The following is a 19,242-nucleotide window of genomic DNA, read 5'->3' as shown; positions in this document are numbered from 1 at the left end:
TGACTAATTGGGATCGTCGAGCGTGTCGAACTCCGCGCCATACGCCGCAAGCCCCTTCAGGATGGCATCCATCGTCGCCTTGCCGAGCTCGGCGCGCATCTCCCGCTCCGCGATGTCGACGGCATCGCGGAACGCATCGAGCCATTTGCGTCCGGCTGGCGTGAACATGACGATGCGCGCGCGCCGGTCGGTCGGATCGGCGATGCGATCGACGAGGCCGAGCTCGGCGCATTGATCGACCAGCTCGCCCATCGCCTGCTTGCTCATCGAGGCGCGTCGGGCGAGCTCGGTGAGCCGCGTCCCCTCCACGTCGAGATTGCGCGTGAGGCTGACATGGGCGATGCGCGTCTCGTCGTGGCCCCGCTCGCTCATCAATTCGAGCACGCGGCCTTCGAAGCGCCGCACCGCGTTATTGAGCAGGCGGCCGATATTGGCATGCCGCCACGCCGTGCCTGACGTCCTGGATTTCACCGGATCTGCTTTCCGAATCGAGCGATCGACATCGTGGAAAGCTAACACAGGCGTGGGTGCGTACTACCGATCAGCACGGGGGTGCCAGCGCGGGCGGCGCGATCGAACCGCCGCCCGTCAACTCTCATGCTTCGAACGCCACCAGCAGCGGACGATGCCCTACTGGGAGCGATCCGAGGTCCAGCCCTTGTACTCGGCGACGTTGTCCCTGGTCACGAGCTTGGACGGCAGCAACTCGACGGTCGAAGCCGGTTTCTGGCCATTGAGAATGCCGACGCCGACCTGCACGGCCCGCCGCGCCATGAAGAACGGGTCCTGCGACGCGGACGCCTGGATCTGCGGCGACTGCGGATCTTTCAGCGCCGCCTCGATATCGGGCGCGCCGTCGACGGCGGTGATGATCATGCCGCTCCGGTTCTGCTGGCGCGCCGCAAGGTCGGTGCCGATCGCCTGCGGATCGTTGATGGCGAAGATGGCGTCGATCTTGGGGAAGCGGGTCAGATAGCCCTGCGCGACGGTGAGGCCGCCCTCGCGCGAGCCCTTGCCGTCCTGGTCGCTCGACAACACCTTGATGCCGGGATTCTTCGCGAGCACGTTCTTGCAGCCGACCACACGGTCGATCACGGCGGAGACCTGCGGCCCGTTCTCGATGATGACGTCGCCCTTGCCGCCCAATTTGTCGACGATGTACTGGCAGGAGATCTCGCCGGCCTGCACGTTGTTGGTGGTCACGGTGGCATCGGCGCCCTCGGCCGCGGTGTCGACCGCGACGACGACGATGCCTGCGGCTTGCGCCTTCTTGATGGCCGGCCCGATTGCCTTGGGGTCGCCGGGATTGAGCAGGATCAGGTCGACGCCGGCGGCGATGAAATTGTCGATCTGCGTGACCTGCTTGCCGAGGTCGTATTCGAAACCGACGGTCGTGATCTTCACGTTGGGATTGGTCTTCTTGGCCTCGAACTCGGCGCCCTTCGACAGCGCGACGAAGAACGGGTTGCCCATCGATCCCAGCGAGACGCCGATCGACTTGAGCTCCTTGGCGAAGGATGGTGCGGTGGTCAGGGCAAGCGCCATGGCGGCGCCGGCGAGCATGATGGTCTTCAACATGGACTTCCTCCCTGGTCTGTCTTCGTCCCCGGCGCGGCAGACCAGTTGCCGCAACGGAATCTCGTCTCGAGCCATGCGCACACCGCTGTGCGCCAGGCCTCTCAAGTTCGCGCGGAGCCTTGCAGCCGGTAGCGGTCCAGCGCCACGGCGCCGATGATGACGAGGCCCTTGATCACATATTGCCAGATGTCGGAGACCCCGATCAGGATGAGGCCGTTGGACAGCACGGCGATGATCAGCGCGCCGACCAACGTGCCCCAGATCGAGCCGATGCCGCCGACGAACGAGGTGCCGCCGAGGATCACGGCGGTGATCGCATCGAGCTCATAGGACTGGCCGAGCTGGAGGCCGTTGGCCGCATAGAGCCGCGCCGCCTGCATGGCGCCGCCAAGCCCGGCGAAAAGTCCGGAGATGCCGTAAACGAAGATCAGGACGGCCCAGACCTTGATGCCGGCAAGCCGCGCTGCGCTCTCGTTTCCGCCCACTGCATAGATATGCACTCCGAGCACGGTCCGGCGCAGCACCAGCCAGGAGACGAGAATGACGAGCAAGGCGATCACCGAGAGCCACGGGATCGATGCGACGCCGGGAACGAGCGTCAGCGAACCGTTGCCGATGAAAGCGTAGGGAATGGAGGGATTGAACACGGTGGTGTCGGCCCCGAGCAGCCGCGCCAGTCCGCGCACCGCGGTGAGCGAGCCGAGCGTGACGATGAAAGGAGGCAGGCGAAGCAGCGCAATCAGCGCACCGTTGACGATGCCGAAGCCGAGGCCGGTGAGCAGCGCAGCCGGCAGCCACAGCATTCCGAGCTCCGGCACCTTGGAGAGCGTCAAACCCGCCATCGCGGAGGCCGCCAGGATCGAGCCGACCGACAGGTCGATGCCGCCGGTGAGGATGACGAAGGTCATGCCAGCGGCGAGCACGGTGTTCACAGCGGCCTGCTGCAAAACGATGCCGAGATTTTGCCCGGTGAAGAAGCGGCCTTCGGACAGCACGTTGAAGCCGATGCAGAGGATCAGCAGCACCGGCAACATGCCCAGCGCGCTGATCAGCATCCTCATCCGCTGGCGCCTTGTTTCCGCGGCAGCGCCGTTGGTCGTCGTCGATGCCGGCTTTACCCCCACAGCACTATTGTCAGGCATCGAGATGCTCCATCCCCGTGGCAAGCCCCATGATATCTTCCTGCGCCAGCGGCGAATTGGGGCCGCGGCTGACCTCGCCGGCGATGTGTCCGGCACGCATCACGATGACGCGGTCGCAGATGCCGATGATCTCGGGCAAATCGGACGAGATGACGAGGATCGCGGTGCCGGCCTTGGCGAGGTTGTCGATGATCGAATAGATTTCCGACTTGGCACCGACATCGACTCCGCGCGTCGGCTCGTCGAGAATCAGGACCTTCGGTGCGATGGCGAGTAGCCGTGACAGCAGCACCTTCTGCTGGTTGCCGCCTGACAACCCGCCGGCGGGAACGCCGACATTGGCGGCGCGGATGCTGAGGCCCGCAAAGGCGCGGTCGGCGCGCTCGCGTGCCTTGTCGCGATCCAGAAACCAGCCGAGCTTCGCATCACGGCCGAGCACGGCGAGGTTGATGTTGTCCAGACACGACATGTCGAGAAACAGGCCGAGCGCCTTCCTGTCTTCCGTCAGATAGGCGATGCCGGCTTCGAGCGCCTCGCCCGGCGTGCGGATCTCGACCGGACGTCCCTCCAGCTCGAGCCGGCCGGAGGTTTTCGGCGACGCACCGATGATGAGATGCGCAAGCTCGGTGCGACCGGCGCCGATCAGGCCGGCGAGGCCGACCACCTCACCCGCATGCACGGTGAGCGAGCAGCCCTTGACGCGCCCACCATCGGCCATGTCGATCGCCGCGAGCACGGGGTGCCCTCGCCCCGCCTCCGGATCATGGTCCTTCTTGTAGAACGAGGAGACGTCGCGACCGACCATCAACCGAACGATGGTATCGGCGCGGATCTCGGGCTTGTCGAGCGAGCCGACCAGGCGGCCGTCGCGCAGCACGGTGACGCGATCGCCGAGCGCATAGACCTCGTCCATGCGATGCGAGATGTAGATGATGGCAAGCCCCTCGGCGCGAAGCTGGCGGATCAGCGCGAACAGCCGCTCGCTTTCGGCGGCCGACAACGAGGTGGTCGGCTCGTCCATGATGAGAATCTTGGATCTGGCGTGCAGCGCACGCGCGATCTCGACCAGTTGCCGCTGGCCCATGGACAGATGCGTCACCAGCGTCGAGGGCAGGAAGTCCGCGCCCAGGCGCTTCAGGATCGGGCCGACGCCCTCGCGCATGGCGCCGCGCGCCAGCAAGCCTGATCGCGACATCTCCCGTCCCAGATAGATGTTCTCGGCAACGCTGAGATTGGGAGCGAGCGACAGCTCCTGATAGATGATGGAGATGCCCGCCGCGCGGCCGCCGAGCGGGCCTTCGATCCGCACCGCCTTGCCCTCGATGCGGATCTCGCCGCCCGGATCAGGCCGGTAGGCGCCGGACAGGATCTTCATCAGCGTCGACTTGCCGGCGCCGTTCTCACCCATCAGGGCGTGAATTTCGCCGGGATAGACGGTGAGATCGACGGCCCGCAGCGCCTTGATCCCGAAGAAGGTCTTCGAGACCCCGCGCATCTCGAGGATCGGATCGTTCATCGTGCCTCCCGGCGCACAATGCGTTTCCCACCCGCGTCTCGTTTCTCGGCAACGCGGTTTGGTCATTAAACAAAAGCGGGTGACGCAGGGCAATACCGAAGGCGAGTATACCGAAGTATGCGAACCAGATTGGGCGAGCTAGTGGCGCGGCCGATACAGTTCGCGCCAAGCGGGAAGCCGTTCGGCGTAGGCATCGACCAGTGCAGCGTCGGGCTCGAATGTTTCGATGCGCTGCGGCCGCATGCATACGTCGCCGATTGCCTCACCCGTGACAGCAAGCCGCCCCAATCTTGCCCCACCGAACGCGGCGCCGGTTTCACCTCCAGCAAAGCGGTGGATCGGAATGCTCAGCACGTTCGCCAGCACCGCGAGCCAGAAGGCAGAGCGCGAGCCGCCGCCAATCACGTCGGCTTCCGCAATCCCGATGCCGGCGTCCGCGAGCGCGTCGCGGCAATCGGCAAGCGCGAAGGCAACGCCTTCGAGCACCGCCTGCACGATCGCCGCGCGATCGGTGCCATGGCTCAGACCATCCAGCATGCCGCGCACGACGGGGTCGTCGTGCGGCGTCCGCTCGCCGGCGAGATAAGGCAGGAAGCTCACGGGCGACGGCGTCCGCGGCCGCGCTCCAAGCGCTGCCAGCAGCTCGGTTTCGGTGGCGCCGAACAGGCGCGCGAGCCAGGCGAGGCAGGAGGCCGCCGAGAGGATCGCGCCGGCCTGAATCCACATGCCGGGAATGGCGTGGCAGAACGTGTGCACGACGCGGTCGGGATTGGCGGCGATCCTGTCGGTCGGGGCCATCAGCGCACCCGAGGTTCCCAGCGACACGAAGGCGGCTCCCGGCCGGATTGCGCCGATGCCGACGGCGCCCGCGGGATTGTCACCGGCCCCACCCGCGATCACCGGCTGCCTGACCATGCCCCAGCGCCGGGCGAGGTCGCTGCGCAATATCGTTGCGGGCGCGCATCCCTCGACCAGGCGCGGCATGTGCTCGCGTGACAGACCGCTCGCTGCCAGCGCTGCGTCCGACCAGTCGCGGCGCGCGACGTCGAGCCACAGGGATCCCGAGGCATCCGAGACGTCCTCGACGGCCTCGCCCGATAGCACCAGGCGCAGATAGGCCTTCGGCAGCAGAACGAGCCTCACTGCCGCGAAGATCTCGGGCTCGTGCGCGGCGATCCAGAGCAGTTTTGGCGCGGTAAAGCCCGGCATCGCCTTGTTGCCCGTCACCGCACGCAAGGCGGGCCAGCGTTGCTCCAGGATACGGCACTCGCTGGCCGATCGTCCGTCGTTCCAGAGAATGCAGGGCCGCAGCGGCTTCGAGCTCGCATCCAGCAGCGTGGCGCCATGCATCTGGCCGGACAGCCCGATGCCCTCGACCGCTGCCAACGCATCGGCATGCGACGCCTTGAGGGCATCCAGCGTGGCAAAGGTCGCATCGATCCACTGCGCCGGATCCTGCTCGGAATAACCCGGTTGCGGAGAGACGGTCGCGAGCGACCGGCTCTCGCTTGCGATCACGCGCTGGGCATCGTCGACGAGAACCGTCTTGACCGCCGACGTGCCGAGGTCGATGCCGAGATACATGGCTGCTTCCCCCACTTCGCCGCGTCGATCCAGATTACGGTGGCTCTTCGAGGTGACAGGCCACCCACTGTTCGGGTCCGGTCGCTCGCAGCGTCGGCTCCTCGGTCCGGCAGCGGTCGAAGACGAAGGGACACCGGGTGTGAAAGCGACACCCCTTCGGCGGATTGATCGGGCTCGGCACGTCGCCCTTAAGTATGATGGGATTGCGCTGGGCTCCCGGCTCCGGCAGCGGCACGGCCGAAAGCAGCGCCTTGGTGTAGGGGTGCCTTGGCGCGGCAAAGATCTCGCGGCGCGGTGCCACCTCGACGATCTTGCCGAGATACATCACCGCCACGCGGTGGGTCATGTGCTCGACGATGGCGAGATCGTGGCTGATGAAGAGCAGCGCGAGGCCGAACTCACGCTGCAGGTCCTGCAGCAGGTTGACGATCTGCGCCTTGACCGAGACGTCGAGCGCGGAGACCGCCTCGTCGCAGACGATCAGCTCCGGCTCGGCCGCAAGCGCCCGCGCGATGCCGATGCGCTGACGCTGGCCGCCGGAGAATTCGTGCGGCCTCCGGTTCAGCGCCTCACGCGGCAGGCGCACGGTGTCCATCAGCGATGTGACACGCACCTCGAGGTCTTCCGCCGACTTGGCAAGGCCGAAATTCCGGATCGGCTCGGCGAGAATGTCGCGCACGCGCATGCGCGGATTGAGGCTCGAGAACGGATCCTGGAACACCACCTGCACGCGGCGGCGCATCTGGCGCATCGTGCCCGGTGCGGCGTCGTCGATACGCTGGCCGTCGAGGATGACCTGGCCCGACGTGATCTCGAACAGCCGCAAAATGGCGCGGCCGACCGTCGATTTGCCGCAGCCGGACTCGCCGACCAGCGACAGCGTCTCGCCGCGCGCGATCTCGAACGACACGCCATCGACCGCATAGACGAATTCGGGCTTGCGGTTGAACAGGCCGCTCTTGATCGGAAAATGCTTCTTGAGGTCGTTGACCTGGAGCAGCGGAGGACTCATGCCGCGATGGCTCCCTTGGCGGCGTAGTGGCAGGCGGCAATGTGGCGGGGGCCCTTCTCCTCGAGCCCGGGCGCATATTGTCGGCAGAGGTCGGTCGCGAGCGCACAGCGTCCGGCAAAGACGCAGCCGGTGATCGGCTTCCTGAGATCAGGCACCTGCCCCGGAATCTCGGCGAGGCGGGTCGCAGTGCCCGCGAGCGAGGAGCCGAGCTTCGGCACCGCACCTAACAGGCCTTGCGTGTAGGGATGGCGCGGAGAACGGAACAGCTCGGCCACCGGCGCCTCCTCGACCTTGCGGCCGGCATACATCACCATGACGCGCTCGGCGATCTCGGCGACAACGCCGAGATCGTGGGTGATCAGAATGATGGCCGCACCGACCCGGCGCTTCAGGTCCAGCATCAGCTTGAGGATCTGCGCCTGGATCGTCACGTCGAGCGCCGTGGTCGGCTCATCCGCAATGAGAAGCTTCGGATTGCAGGCCAGCGCAACCGCGATCATCACGCGCTGGCGCATGCCGCCGGACAGCTGGTGCGGATATTCGCCGACGCGCCGTTTCGGCTCGGGAATGCCGACCAGCGTCAGCATCTCGATCGCGTGCGCCTCCGCCGCCTGCTTGTCGAGGCCCTGATGGATCATCAAGGTCTCGCGGATCTGGCGGCCAACGGTGAGCACCGGGTTCAGGCTCGTCATCGGTTCCTGAAAGATCATCGAGATGTCGTTCCCGCGGATCGCGCGCATCTCGCGGTCGGACAGTTTCAAGAGATCCCTGCCCGCGAAGCGGATGCTGCCTGCGATCCGGCCCGGCGGCTCCGGGATCAGCCGCATCAAGGACATCGAGGTCACCGACTTGCCGCAGCCAGATTCGCCGACAATGGCGAGCGTCTCGCCCTCGTTGACATGGAAGGACACGCCGTCGACAGCCCGGTTGATGCCACCGGGCGTGCGGAAATGGGTCTGGAGATTCTCGACTTCGAGCAAAGCCATCGCGATCAGCCTCAATCCATCACAGGCAATATCACAGGCTCTTGGCCATGCGCGGGTCGAGCGCATCGCGAAGGCCGTCGCCGAGCAGATTCACGGCGAGCACGGTGACGGACAGGAACGCCGCCGGGAAGAACACGATGTAGGGCTTGACCTGCCACAGCGCGCGGCCCTCGGCCATGATGTTGCCCCAGGACGGGATGGTCGGCGGCGTGCCGGCGCCGATGAAGGACAGGATCGCCTCCGTGATCATGGCGCTGGCGCAGATATAGGTCGCCTGCACCAGCATCGGCGCAACCGTGTTGGGCAGGATATGGCGCAGGATGATCATCGGCGTGCGCGTGCCGCAGGCCACCGCCGCGTCCACATAGGGCTGTTCGCGCAAGGACAGCACGACGCTGCGGACGAGGCGCGAGACGCGCGGGATCTCGGCGATGGTGATCGCCAGGATGACATTGCCGACGCTGCCGCGCGTCAGCGCCATCAGCGCGATCGCGAGCAGGATCGGCGGGATTGACATCAGGCCGTCCATGAACCGCATCAGGATGCCGTCGGCCCAGCGGATGAAACCGGAAATCATGCCGATGGCAAGTCCGACGGCCGAGGCGAAGATCGCGACCGACAGACCGACCGTGAGCGAGACGCGCGCGCCATACATCACGCGCGAATAGATGTCGCGGCCGAGCACGTCGGTGCCGAACCAGAAATCGGCCGACGGCGCCCGGGTGCGCTTGGCGGGCGCGAGCGCGGTCGGATCGACCGTGCCGAGATACGGCGCAAAGACCGCGATCAGCACCAGCGTCAGCAGCAGCGCGCCGCCGATCGCGACCGTCGGATGGCCGCGCAGGAGGCCGACGAAGCCGCGCCGGATCCTGACCGGCCGCAGGATCTCGGGCAGTTGCGGCGCGACGACGAGGCCGGCCGGAAGCGATTGCGGATTGACGGTGGTGTCGGTCAATAGCGGATCCTCGGGTCAACGAGCGTGTAGACGACGTCGATCATCAGATTGACGAGGACGTAGACGAAGCTGAACAGCAGCACGATGCCCTGGATCACCGGATAATCACGGCGCAGGATGGCATCGATGGTGAGGCGGCCGAGCCCGGGGATCGCGAACACGCTCTCGGTGACGACCGCGCCGCCGATCAGGAGCGCGATGCCGATGCCGATCACGGTGACGATCGGCACCGCCGCGTTCTTCAGGGCGTGAATGAACAGGATGCCGCCCTGCCCGAGGCCCTTGGCCTTGGCGGTGCGGATATAGTCCTGCTGCAACACTTCGAGCATGGCCGCCCGCGTGATGCGGGCGACCAGCGCGATATAGACGCAGCCGAGCGCGATCGCCGGCAGGATCAGGTTCTCGAGCCACGGCCAGAAGCCGGAGCTGAGCGGGGTATAGCCCTGCACCGGCAGCCATTCCAGCTCCAGCGCGAAGATGTAGGCGAGCATGTAGCCGACCACGAAGACGGGCAGCGAGAATCCGAACACGGCAAAGCCCATGATGACGCGATCGATCAGGCTGCCGGCCTTCCATGCCGCCACCACGCCGAGCGGCACCGCCACGACGACCGTCAGCAGCAGCGTGACGATCATCAGCGACAGCGTCGGTCCGAGACGCTGGGCGATCATCGCCGAGACCGGCAGGTTGGTGAAGATCGAGGTGCCGAGATCGCCGTGCAGGATGCGCCAGACCCAGCTTCCGAACTGGACCAGGAAGGGCCGGTCGAGGCCGAGGCTCTGGCGGATGCGCTCCACATCCTCCGGGCTCGCCTGGTCGCCCGCGATCACCACGGCCGGATCGCCGGGCGCGATGTAGAGCAGGCTGAACACGAACAGCGCGACGATGGCCATGACCGGCAAGGTCGCGACGATGCGACGGAGGATGTAGGAGAGCATCTGGCCTCAGTGCACGATCATGCGGACTTCGACACGCCCCAGAAGAACGGCAGCGGCCCTTTCGTGATGCCGGAGACATTCTTGCGCCAGGCGGTGTAGCTCAGGAAGAAGCCCGTGGGCGCGTAGACCACGTCGTCGAGCGCCGCCTTGTTGAGGCGGCCGATTGCGGCCTTCTCCTCGTCGAGGTTCTTGGCCTCGAACCAGGACGCGACCTCCTTCTCGGTGCCGGGGCTGTTCGGCCAGCCGAACCAGGCCTTGTCGCCGTTGGCGCGGATGGCGGTGTAGGGAGCCGGATTGATGCAGTCCGCGCCGGCATGCCAGGTGTGGAACATATTCCAGCCGCCCTGGCCTGGCGGCGTCTTTTGCGCGCGGCGGGAGCCGACCGTGCCCCAGTCGGTGGCGACGAAATCGACGTTCATGCCGAGCTTCTTGAGGAGGTCGGCGGTGACGTCACCCATCGCCTTGGTGATCGGCTGGTCCTGCGCCACGAGGCAGGTCACCGGCTGGCCGGAATAGCCGCTCTCGGCGAGCAGCTTCTTGGCCGCGTCGAAATCGCGCTTGCCCTTCAGGATCTCGCCGCCGACTTCGGTGTAGAGCGGCGTGTCGGGCGTGAAGAAGCCGGGCAGCGGCTTCCAGAGCGCGGTGTCGTCGCCGACGATGGCGCGCATATAGTCTTCCTGGCTCAGCGCCATCAGCACCGCACGCCGCGCGCGCACGTCGTTGAACGGCGCAAACAGATGATTCATGCGGAATGAGCCGATATTGCCGAGCGGATCGCCGATATCGACGCTGATGTTCTTGTTCTTTTTCAGGACAGGCACGAGGTCGGCAATCGGGTTTTCCCACCAATCGACCTCGCCGTTCTGCAAGGCAGCCGCGGCCGTGGCCGGATCCGGCATCACGATCCATTCGATGCGGTCGAGCTGCATCTGCTTGCCGCCCGCGAGCCACGACGACTTCTCCTGCCGCGGCACGTAATCCGCAAATTTCTCGAACACCGCCTTCGCGCCCGGCACCCATTCGCCCTTGGCGAACTTCATCGGCCCGGAGCCGACATAGTCGGTGATCTGCTTGAACGGATCGGTCTGCGCGATGCGCTCCGGCATGATGAAGCCGCACGGCGAGTTGTTCTTGGCCAGCGCGTAGAGCATCTTCGGGAAGGGCTGCTTGAGCACCCATTTGAAGGTGCGGTCGTCGACGGCCGTCAGCTCCTGCTGCAGCGCCTTGATCATCAGCCCCATCGGATCGCGCGCCGACCAGCGCGTCAGGCTCGCCACGACGTCCTTGCTGAGCACTGGCTCGCCGTCATGGAACTTGAGGCCCGGCCGCAGCTTGAACGTCCAGGTGGTGCCGTCGTCGGTCACCTCCTCGGACTCGACCATCTGGCGTTGCGGCTGCAGCTGCGCGTCGATGCCGTAGAGCGTGTCCCAGACCATCGCGGCGGCATTGCGCACGACATATTGCGTGCCCCAGATCGGGTCGAAATTGGCGAGATTGGCCTGCGGCACGAAACGCAGGGTGCGCGCCGCCGCACCCTGAGCGATCGCCGGGGCCGACAGGCCACCCGTCAACGCCAGGCTGCCCGCGCCAGCCAGTCCCTTCAATACCGTCCTGCGATCCATGAAGTCCTCCCCAGAAATGCCGTGATGCCAGCTGTTCGTTGGCAAAGGGCAAGTGAAACCGAGCCCATTTGCAAGCAAATGGTATGCCACTAAATGCGGCTTCGCCAGCGGGATCTCACCCTTTGGCGGTCCAGGAACGCGAGTTCGGGGCTCACAGAGCGGCCGCCAGCGTCGGCCCGGTCTCGATGTGGGGGATCGCCTCGACCAATTGGCGCGTATGGTCAGCACCCGGCGCGCCCAAGGGGTCGCGCCGGGTCCGGAGATGTTGCGATGTGCTTACGCGCTCGCTGGGTCACGAACTTCGTGTTGAGGTACCCCTCGATCGCCTCGAGGCCCCCAGCCTGCCTCACGAAGCCCGCAAGCGTCGCCAGCCGATGGCAATCCCGGTGACGGAGAACATCAGTCCGAGCGTACAGAGCCCGACAATGAGAGCGTCACGTAGCCGCGCATGAGCCAGCAGGATCGGGAAATCAAGCGAGTGCAGCGCACTGTAGAGCCAGCGATAGGCGCGCCGCGACGGGTCCAGTCTTTGCAGCACCTTGCCATCGGCGGCATCGACATCGAACCAGAGATCGCCACAGGCCGTGCGGTAGACGGGAGCCCCCGGAATAGCGGATTGCGCCGGATAGTCGTCGCTGCCGGCGAGCAGGAACGGGTCGGTGCAGCCGGCGCCAAGGCGTGCCGTCAGATTCCCGATCTCCCGCATATCCAGGTATGCCGCCTGTCCGTCGCGCGGCGCGTCCCCTGCCCCGATCAAAGTCTGGTGGCCGAGGGCGATCCGATCACGCCGATAGACCTTGCCGTCGAAGGCGAACCATTCGACCTCGCGAGCCGAAGGGGACAACGGCAGGCGATCGAGCTTTGCAGATTCTCGCCAATCCGGCACAGCGTTCATCACGCTGGCCTCTGCCGGCGTCAATTGCCCGCGCGAGAACAGTCGGCCGTGATCCATCGACAGCCAGCCGCTGAAGATCCAGCTCAGCACGAACAGCGTTGCCGCAAGGCCGATCAGGTGATGCAGGGCATGCCAGCCCCGGTAGGGCGAGGAGATTTGGCCCTTGCGCAACCTGATCCGCACGATTCCGAGCACCGCGCCAAGCAACGCCGCGATCAGGGCCAGCAGCGACAGCGTCCAGACCACGCGATCCCACAGCGCCCAGCTGCTGCGCAGAACCGTCGGATAGATCCAATGCAGCACGCTGCCGGCCCAATTCCACGCGCGCTCGCTGCGCGTCGTATCCAGGACGACTTCGCCGGTCTGCGACGAAACGTAGACCTCCGTTCCAGGGGCATCGCCGAGAGCGGCGCGAAACAAGGGGCGATGCCGATCAAAGCCGTTCGGCACGCTCCATTGATCGTAGTCCGACCGCGCAACCATCGCAGCGCGCACCGCGTCGAGCCCACGCTGACGTGAATAAGCTTGCACGATCGTGAGCGCGACATCGGCGGACGTCACCGACGCGTCTCCTCCATCGGAGGCGCGAACCGCTCGCGAACCTGCGGGGCCCGAAACGACGTAGACCGGTCCATCACTCCGCTGGATCAACCGAACACGCGTCGCATCGGCAATCCCGCTCGCCACAACGGCGTCCGCGACCGAGATCCTCGCCTCAACGCGATCGACCGGCACAAGTCCAGCAAATCGCTCCGGTTCCGTCAGCGACGGAAACGGCACGAAGTGCATGACGATCCCGCTCGCGAACCACATCGCGAACAGCAGGCAGAACGCGATGCCGAGCCAGCGATGCGAGAGGACGATCGCGCCCATCATACGCTCAAGGCCTCACCATTTGAACGCGGCCGAGATCTCGTAGGTGCGCGGCGCGCCCAGCAGGATCTGGTCGGGATAGAACGGATCGCCCCAGATCGCGTAACGCTTGTCGGCGATGTTGCGGACGCGGAAGGTCAGGCGGGCCTGGTCCACCGCGTTGAACACGGTCTTGGGGATGTCAACGAAGGCGTAGACGTCGGCCACGGTGTACGCCTTCATCGTCACGACGTTGGCGTCGGTGTTGTAGCGGTCGCCGACATGACGGCCGGTGATGCCGAGCTCCACCGGCCAGGGCGTGAAGAACCGGTACGATGCGCCGGCGTTCGCCACGATACGCGGCACGTTCGGCGGCGTGTTGCCGGAGAACGAGCCGCCGGCAAAATTGTAGTCGGCATAGCGCGCATCGACATAGGCGATGTTGCCCCACAGCCGCAGCGGCTCGATCGGGCGCACGGAGGCGGCAAGCTCGACGCCCTTCGACTGCTGCCGCCCGGCGATGTTGAGCGCCTGCCCGCCGGCCGCCGCATAGACGTTCTTGCGCAGGATGTCGTAGGCCGAGAACGACCATTCCGCCCGGTTGTCCCAGAACAGGTGCCTGACGCCGGTCTCGTAGGTGCGCGCGGTGGTCAGGTCGAGCGGCTGGGTCGGCCCCAGCAAGAAGATATTGTTGGCGGCGATGTCGGCGCCGGTGGCGTACTGGCTGAAGAAGGTGAGGCCCGGAACGGCCTCCCAGGTGTAGCCGATGCGGCCCGTCACCGGCGCCCAGTCTTTCGTGAATGGGAAGCCTGCTTTCTCCAGACCGTTCTTGTCGGTCGAGTTGCGATCGAGCCCGATGTGCTCGACACGCAGGCCCCCGATCAGCGCGAAGTTGCGCGTCAGCTTCAGCCGGTCCTCGAACGACAGCGCCTCGTTGTCGATGCGCGCGGTCTGCTGCTGTGTCGTGAGCAGGCCGTAGAAGCCGCGGTTGGGGTTGACCAGCGAAACCGAATCGCCGGGAAAGTTTGCCGCGCCGGGCCTGACGAAGTCGAGGTAGCTCGACGACAGCGTCGTGACCAACCGGTTGTCGAAGCCCGCAATATTTGTGTCCCAGATCAGGTCGGTGATATTGCCGACCAGCCGCTGGCTGTGGGCGACATAGAAACGCTCGCGATCAACGAGATTCGTGGTGGAGTTGAACGCCTCGACCTCGTTGTTGAACCAGGTCCGTTCGGCGCCGTAGCCATAGGCATGGCTCTTCAGCGTCAGGTCCGGCGCCAGCTTCAACTCGAAGCCGCCGCGCAGCCACACTTCCTGCGCCACGTTGCGGTTATCGAGAACGTTGTAATTGGTGTTGAAGGTGCGATCGTCGATGGTGACGGCACCAAGATTCGTTCCGTTGTAGTTCGAGACGTAATTTCCGGAGACGATCCCCGTGGTCGCATGCGAACCGCTGAAGGCGATCGGCACCAGCGGCGCGCCCCAATACGCTTTCGATCGGTCTTCGCGATACTCGACCGCGCCCCAGATCCTGAGGCTGTCGGAGACACGGTAATTGAGCTGGCCGGACGTGCCGAACATCTTGACATTGGTGTCGTCGGCAAAGCCGTTGAGCGTGGCACGGCTGATGTCGAAGCGATAGTCCAGCCCTTGTACATTGGTGCTGCCGCCGGAGCCGTAATGGGCACGGAACGAATTCAGAGAATCCCAGGAGAAATCAGCTTCGTTGTGGATCGCTCCAGTGTGCGGCTGCTTGGTGACGAAGTTGATGGCGCCGCCCGCGGCGCCCTCGCCCGAGATCAGCGAGGCCGGGCCTTTCAGCAATTCCACCGCTTCGAGATTGGCGGTATCGACGATCCGCGAGGTCATGTTCTGCGGGCCGATCTTGATGCCGTTGTAGAGCGTGTTGATCTGGCTGTTGGTGAAGCCGCGCATGGAGAAGGCCGAAGGCTCGGCCGGGTTGTCGCCGGAGGTGACGCCGACGGCCCCCTGCGCCACCTCGGAGACGGTGCGATAGCCCTGCTCGCGCATGGTTTCGGCGGAGATCACCTCGACGGTCGCGGGCGTCTGCCGCACCGTCAGGCCGAGCCGTGAGGCGCTTTCGGCAACGGCATTGCTGTTGAGCGGCGTTTGCGCCGTCGTATCCGGCATGACGGGCTTTGGCGCTGCGGATACAGCCGCCGGCCTGCGCGCTGCCGCGCGACGCGCGCTCTGCGCCGCTCCTGCTGCCGGTTTGGCCGGCTTGCGCGCCGGGGCGGGCGACACCTCGATGGGCGGCAGCGGCTCTCGCGCCTGCTGCGCCAGAGCGGCAGGCAGACCGAGAGCGGCAAAGGACGTGAACGCGGCGGAGGCAAGCAGGACGCGGCGCGGTCGTGCGAGACGGATGAAAGACACGGTACAAAACCTCGGTATGACGTCAGTGGCACGTCACAGCGAACGAGGTTTCACCTTTGGCCTTGCAGCCGTCCGATGAAGCCGAATGTCTGTACTCCCCGACCGACATCTTCGCGTGTGACCACGGCTGACGGCAGGTCTCCTGGCTCGCGGGTCATGACCGCTTCGTCGCCTTCCCGGGACCGAGGACCCAGTGGCTCGTGACGAAGGATTCACCGCTTACAGTTGCGGGGGCAGCCGCGGCATTGGGGACAATTTTCCCCGCACCGCATTCCCTTTTCATTCCCTCTCGGGAAAACCGTCGCGAGCATCTAGGATTACCACCAAGACAGAGTCAATGTGGCAGTTGCGGCGTTGTAGCCACAGCAAGCAACTTCCTTGGAGATGAGCATGGAAGGCGAGACCTTCCTCTGGTTGATACGGCATGCGGCCGTCGCGGGCCTGGCCGGGACGATCCATGCAGCCGATGCGCGGGCCGACCTCGGCGATCACGGCGCATTGGCGGCTCTAACGCAGCGCTTGCCCACGGATGTCGCCGGCTATGCCAGCCCGTCGCGTCGCACGGTCGAGACGGCCCGCGCGCTGGGACTCGAACCGCAGCTAGTCAGCGAATTCCGCGAACAGGATTTCGGCGACTGGACCGGCCATCGGCATGACGAGCTCGCCGCGACCGGCGGCGAGGCCTATGCGCAGGTCTGGCGCGATCCGGCGCACGGACGGCCGCCGAACGGCGAAAGCTTTGCGGATCAGATCGCGCGCGTCCGCCTGGGCCTGTCGCAGATTGGCGCGGGCTCCGCGGCGCTGGTCGTCCATTCCGGGACCATCCGCGCCGTGCTCTGCATCGCGCTCGACCTGACGCCGGAAGCCGCGCTGCGCTTCGTGATCGATCCGCTGTCGCTGACCCGGATCGACCGGCTTGCGGGCGGCTGGCGTGTCGTCTGCGTGAATCAGCGATTTAGCTAGGTCTGTCAGGTACGTTGGCCTGCGCGAACGTCGCCATGCCATTGTGGAGCGCGCAGGCCGAGCGCACCAGCGGCAACGCGATCGCGGCACCCGATCCCTCGCCGAGCCTGAGATCGAGGCTGATCAGCGGCTGCACGTTCAGCGCGCGCAACACCAGCCGATGTCCCTGCTCCGCCGATTGATGCGAGGGCAACAGGAACGGCTGGCAGGACGGGTTGAGGCGCGCCGCCGCCAGCGCCGCCACCGAGACGATGAAACCGTCGATCAGCACGGGAATGCGGCGTTGCGCAGCCGCGATGATCGCGCCCGAGATCGCCGCGATCTCGAGGCCGCCGACCGCGCACAGGATCTTGTCGGGCGGCGCGCCCGCAACGCCATGCCGTGCAATCGCCGCATCGATCACGCGCGCCTTGTGCGCGCGGCCGGCCGCATCGACCCCGGTGCCGGTGCCTGCAATCTCGTCGGCGCTGATGCCGAGCAGGCTCGCAGCAATCCCTGCCGAGGTCGTGGTATTGCCGATCCCCATCTCGCCGAAGATCAAGAGATCAGGCCGACCGGCCTCGGCGCGCACCACCGCGCGCTGCCCGGCCTCGAGGGCGAAGGCCAATTCCGTGGGCGTGAGCGCGGCCTCGACACTGAAGTCGCGCGTGCCGCTGCGTGGCTTGTCAGTGACGATTCCCGCCATTTGCGCCTCGGCCAGCGTGCCGGCGTCGACCACCTCGAGGGTTGACCCCAGCTCGCGCGCAAGCACCGAGATCGCGGCGCCTCCGGAGGCAAAATTCGCCATCATCGCGATGGTGACGGCTTGCGGATAGGCCGACACGCCCTGCGCGACGATGCCGTGATCTCCCGCGAAGATGATGATCGGCACCAGCGCGGCGCGCGGCTGCTCGGTCGCCTGCAAGCCCGCAAGCTCGATTGCGAGCTGCTCCAGCCGGCCGAGCGCGCCGGTCGGCTTCGTCAGTTGCGCCTGCCGCGCAATGGCCGCCTCGCGATGAACCGCGGAGACCTTGGGGCAGTTCTGATAAACCCATTCGGGAAGCATGCCGCCTCGCTCAACGCCTGCGCTTGATGATGTAGCTGTCCATGATCCAGCCGTGCCGCTCGCGTGCGTCCTGCCGTGCGGCGGCAATGCGCGCGCCCATGTCGGCCAGCGCGCCGGACATGAGAATCTGATCGGGCATGCCGAGATAGGCGCCCCACCAGATGTGAAGCCCAGCCGGATCGAGCGACTGGAACGCCGTGCCGCCGTCGAGCATCACCACGACCGTGTCGACACCCGCCGGCCAGCCGCCCTCGCGCAAGCGCCGCCCCGTCGTGACCAGGAACGGCTCGCCGATGTCGTTGAGCGGCAGCGCATGCGCCGCGCACAGCGCCTGGATCGAGGTGATGCCGGGCACGACTTCGATAGTCGGCAACGGATTCAGCCGCCGCGCAATCCGCAGCGAGGAATCGTACAGCGACGGATCGCCCCAGATCAGCAGCGCGACCTTGCCCGCACCGCCGAGATGGCTTGCAATGGTCTGCGACCAGGTGGCGGCAACGGCATCGTGCCATTCGTCGACGCCCTTGCGGTAGTCCGCCTCAGTCGCGTCACGCACGGGAAGATCGAATTCGACAATGCGCGTCGTTTTGTTGGTGAGCACGCCGGCGCAGATCGTTCGCCGGAGATCGGCGAGATCGGATTTCGCAGTCCCCTTGCGCGGGATCAGGATGAGATCGGCCGCGTTGATGGCGCGGGTCGCGGCGCGCGTGAGCTGCTCGGGATCGCCGCAACCGATGCCTATCAGGGAGAGCGTGAGCATCGCGAGCGCGAGGGGCGGCCGTAGCGGCCGCCCGTTCGCTGGTCTCTCAGGCCGCGTTGTGCAGGCGCGGCGTGACGAGGCCGGTCGCGGTGACGCCACGCAGCGACTTCGCCAGCGCCAGCACGGCGAGATCGGCGAGCGGCTCGATCACGATCACCAGCGCATAGGATCCGGCAAAGGCCGCGATGTTGGCAAGGTTGGTCGCACCGAAGCCGGAGCCGTAGAGCGCCCAGAACGCCACCCAGGCGACGATGCCGGACTGGTAGGCGGTCGAGAGCGCCAGCGCCTGGCGGTATTGCAGATCGACGTAAGCCGTCTTGCGCGGAATGATCCGGCTCGCCAGCGCCTGGATCGCGAACAGCGGCACCAGGAGCGTGGTGACGTTCATGCCATATTGCGGCAGATCGGTCGGCACGAACAACACGCCCTGGAGCAGGAGGCCGAACGCGAGGCCGAAGGCCGCGGGCGCTGCACCAAACAGCAGGAACAGGGTCGAGCCCAGGATGAAGTGCACCTCGGAGACTCCGACCGGGAAATGCGGCAGGACCTGGAAGAAGGTGAAGACGAGGCCCATGGTGGCGAGCGTGCGCGCCGCGAACGAGCGGGCGCCTTGCTCGCGCACGGTCTCAACCGCAAGCTTCAAGGCAACGCCGCCTGCGGCGATGCCGGTTGCGTAACTCAACACGAGCTTGGCGCCCGTCACGATCCCGGGTTCGATATGCATGGCTCAATTCCTTCCTGCCGTCACACCCGACGGCCTTGGCCTCAATACGTGCACGGCCGGTCTCCTGGCTCGCGGTTCACTGGGTTCTCCGGCCTTCCCGGACCTTGCGGTCCAGTGGCGGTTCGGAGCCCCTCACCGCTTACAGTCGCGGGGGCGGCTGGGGTTTTGGGCGCCGCAACTGGGTCCGCCCATCCCCATTCCCGATTATGCTCCGGCGCTTTGCGCCGCCTCGAGCACCATGCCGCTCTTGTGTGCCCCTTTCGCATCGCGGGCGTC

16 protein-coding genes and 2 riboswitches are annotated in these 19,242 nt (G+C 66.1%); of the genes, 1 reads left to right on the top strand and 15 read right to left on the bottom strand.

Annotated elements, in window-relative coordinates; all coding sequences use genetic code 11:
- Positions 1-3 precede the first annotated feature (3 nt).
- The 12 genes from HZZ13_RS18610 to HZZ13_RS18555 all read right to left on the bottom strand — a co-directional run bounded on the left by HZZ13_RS18610 (position 4) and on the right by HZZ13_RS18555 (position 15,474).
- Positions 4-471 carry a MarR family winged helix-turn-helix transcriptional regulator gene (locus tag HZZ13_RS18610; protein WP_197960984.1) on the bottom strand — a complete coding sequence of 156 codons (468 nt, stop codon included), beginning with the start codon at positions 469-471 and terminating at the stop codon, positions 4-6.
- Between the two features lie 159 nt (positions 472-630).
- Positions 631-1,578, bottom strand: coding sequence for an ABC transporter substrate-binding protein (locus HZZ13_RS18605; protein ID WP_197960983.1), 948 nt, complete (start codon positions 1,576-1,578; stop codon positions 631-633).
- 101 nt (positions 1,579-1,679) lie between these two features.
- Complete coding sequence (locus tag HZZ13_RS18600) at positions 1,680-2,720, bottom strand: ABC transporter permease subunit (protein WP_197960982.1); 1,041 nt, start codon at positions 2,718-2,720, stop codon at positions 1,680-1,682.
- Complete coding sequence (locus HZZ13_RS18595; RefSeq protein WP_197960981.1) at positions 2,713-4,236, bottom strand: sugar ABC transporter ATP-binding protein; 1,524 nt, start codon at positions 4,234-4,236, stop codon at positions 2,713-2,715. The genes HZZ13_RS18600 and HZZ13_RS18595 overlap by 8 nt, the downstream gene beginning before the upstream one ends.
- 138 nt (positions 4,237-4,374) lie before the next feature.
- Positions 4,375-5,820 carry a xylulokinase gene (gene xylB, locus HZZ13_RS18590; protein ID WP_197960980.1) on the bottom strand — a complete coding sequence of 482 codons (1,446 nt, stop codon included), beginning with the start codon at positions 5,818-5,820 and terminating at the stop codon, positions 4,375-4,377.
- A gap of 34 nt (positions 5,821-5,854) precedes the next feature.
- A complete protein-coding gene (locus HZZ13_RS18585) occupies positions 5,855-6,832 on the bottom strand; it encodes an ABC transporter ATP-binding protein (RefSeq protein ID WP_197960979.1) in 978 nt (325 codons plus the stop codon).
- Entirely contained in the window at positions 6,829-7,818 is a 990-nt protein-coding gene (locus HZZ13_RS18580) for an ABC transporter ATP-binding protein (protein WP_197960978.1), read from the bottom strand. The genes HZZ13_RS18585 and HZZ13_RS18580 overlap by 4 nt, the downstream gene beginning before the upstream one ends.
- Before the next feature lie 31 nt (positions 7,819-7,849).
- Complete coding sequence (locus HZZ13_RS18575) at positions 7,850-8,773, bottom strand: ABC transporter permease (RefSeq protein ID WP_197960977.1); 924 nt, start codon at positions 8,771-8,773, stop codon at positions 7,850-7,852.
- Positions 8,770-9,711, bottom strand: a complete 942-nt coding sequence (locus tag HZZ13_RS18570) for an ABC transporter permease (RefSeq protein WP_197960976.1) — start codon at positions 9,709-9,711, stop codon at positions 8,770-8,772. The genes HZZ13_RS18575 and HZZ13_RS18570 overlap by 4 nt, the downstream gene beginning before the upstream one ends.
- A 17-nt stretch (positions 9,712-9,728) precedes the next feature.
- Positions 9,729-11,333, bottom strand: coding sequence for an ABC transporter substrate-binding protein (locus HZZ13_RS18565; protein WP_197960975.1), 1,605 nt, complete (start codon positions 11,331-11,333; stop codon positions 9,729-9,731).
- Positions 11,334-11,679: 346 nt separating this feature from the next.
- Entirely contained in the window at positions 11,680-13,104 is a 1,425-nt protein-coding gene (locus HZZ13_RS18560) for a PepSY domain-containing protein (protein ID WP_197960974.1), read from the bottom strand.
- Positions 13,105-13,116: 12 nt separating this feature from the next.
- On the bottom strand, positions 13,117-15,474 hold the full coding sequence (locus HZZ13_RS18555) for a TonB-dependent receptor (RefSeq protein ID WP_197960973.1): 2,358 nt from the start codon (positions 15,472-15,474) through the stop codon (positions 13,117-13,119).
- 115 nt (positions 15,475-15,589) lie between these two features.
- Positions 15,590-15,792, bottom strand: a riboswitch (cobalamin riboswitch).
- Between the two features lie 72 nt (positions 15,793-15,864).
- On the opposite strand from HZZ13_RS18555, the gene HZZ13_RS18550 reads away from it, so the two are divergent.
- Positions 15,865-16,437 carry a histidine phosphatase family protein gene (locus HZZ13_RS18550; protein WP_197960972.1) on the top strand — a complete coding sequence of 191 codons (573 nt, stop codon included), beginning with the start codon at positions 15,865-15,867 and terminating at the stop codon, positions 16,435-16,437.
- Here the strand turns inward: HZZ13_RS18550 and cobT are convergent.
- Genes cobT through HZZ13_RS18535 form a run of 3 tightly spaced genes read right to left on the bottom strand, consistent with a single transcriptional unit; the run spans position 16,430 to position 18,966 of the window.
- Positions 16,430-17,482, bottom strand: coding sequence for a nicotinate-nucleotide--dimethylbenzimidazole phosphoribosyltransferase (cobT, locus tag HZZ13_RS18545; RefSeq protein ID WP_197960971.1), 1,053 nt, complete (start codon positions 17,480-17,482; stop codon positions 16,430-16,432). The two genes, HZZ13_RS18550 and cobT, sit on opposite strands and share 8 nt — an antisense overlap.
- 10 nt (positions 17,483-17,492) lie before the next feature.
- A complete protein-coding gene (cobF, locus tag HZZ13_RS18540; RefSeq protein ID WP_197960970.1) occupies positions 17,493-18,242 on the bottom strand; it encodes a precorrin-6A synthase (deacetylating) in 750 nt (249 codons plus the stop codon).
- A gap of 46 nt (positions 18,243-18,288) precedes the next feature.
- Positions 18,289-18,966: an energy-coupling factor ABC transporter permease gene (locus tag HZZ13_RS18535; protein WP_197960969.1), complete on the bottom strand. Its 678-nt coding sequence runs from the start codon at positions 18,964-18,966 to the stop codon at positions 18,289-18,291.
- A 37-nt stretch (positions 18,967-19,003) separates the two neighbouring features.
- Positions 19,004-19,222, bottom strand: a riboswitch (cobalamin riboswitch).
- Between the last annotated feature and the right edge of the window lie 20 nt (positions 19,223-19,242).

It is taken from the genome of Bradyrhizobium agreste (assembly GCF_016031625.1).
In the GTDB taxonomy this organism is placed as follows: Bacteria; Pseudomonadota; Alphaproteobacteria; order Rhizobiales; family Xanthobacteraceae; genus Bradyrhizobium; species Bradyrhizobium agreste.
The sequence above is the reverse complement of the archived record's forward strand: the minus strand, read 5'-3'. Positions and strand labels throughout refer to the sequence as shown.

Excerpts from the sequence above, each read along its gene's own strand:
- HZZ13_RS18605 (WP_197960983.1), bottom strand. The coding sequence starts at position 1,578 with ATGTTGAAGACCATCATGCTCGCCGGCGCCGCCATGGCGCTTGCCCTG.
- HZZ13_RS18600 (WP_197960982.1), bottom strand. The coding sequence starts at position 2,720 with ATGCCTGACAATAGTGCTGTGGGGGTAAAGCCGGCATCGACGACGACC.
- HZZ13_RS18595 (WP_197960981.1), bottom strand. The coding sequence starts at position 4,236 with ATGAACGATCCGATCCTCGAGATGCGCGGGGTCTCGAAGACCTTCTTC.
- xylB (WP_197960980.1), bottom strand. The coding sequence starts at position 5,820 with ATGTATCTCGGCATCGACCTCGGCACGTCGGCGGTCAAGACGGTTCTC.
- HZZ13_RS18585 (WP_197960979.1), bottom strand. The coding sequence starts at position 6,832 with ATGAGTCCTCCGCTGCTCCAGGTCAACGACCTCAAGAAGCATTTTCCG.
- HZZ13_RS18580 (WP_197960978.1), bottom strand. The coding sequence starts at position 7,818 with ATGGCTTTGCTCGAAGTCGAGAATCTCCAGACCCATTTCCGCACGCCC.
- HZZ13_RS18570 (WP_197960976.1), bottom strand. The coding sequence starts at position 9,711 with ATGCTCTCCTACATCCTCCGTCGCATCGTCGCGACCTTGCCGGTCATG.
- HZZ13_RS18565 (WP_197960975.1), bottom strand. The coding sequence starts at position 11,333 with ATGGATCGCAGGACGGTATTGAAGGGACTGGCTGGCGCGGGCAGCCTG.
- HZZ13_RS18560 (WP_197960974.1), bottom strand. The coding sequence starts at position 13,104 with ATGATGGGCGCGATCGTCCTCTCGCATCGCTGGCTCGGCATCGCGTTC.
- HZZ13_RS18550 (WP_197960972.1), top strand. The coding sequence starts at position 15,865 with ATGGAAGGCGAGACCTTCCTCTGGTTGATACGGCATGCGGCCGTCGCG.
- cobT (WP_197960971.1), bottom strand. The coding sequence starts at position 17,482 with ATGCTTCCCGAATGGGTTTATCAGAACTGCCCCAAGGTCTCCGCGGTT.
- cobF (WP_197960970.1), bottom strand. The coding sequence starts at position 18,242 with ATGCTCACGCTCTCCCTGATAGGCATCGGTTGCGGCGATCCCGAGCAG.
- HZZ13_RS18535 (WP_197960969.1), bottom strand. The coding sequence starts at position 18,966 with ATGCATATCGAACCCGGGATCGTGACGGGCGCCAAGCTCGTGTTGAGT.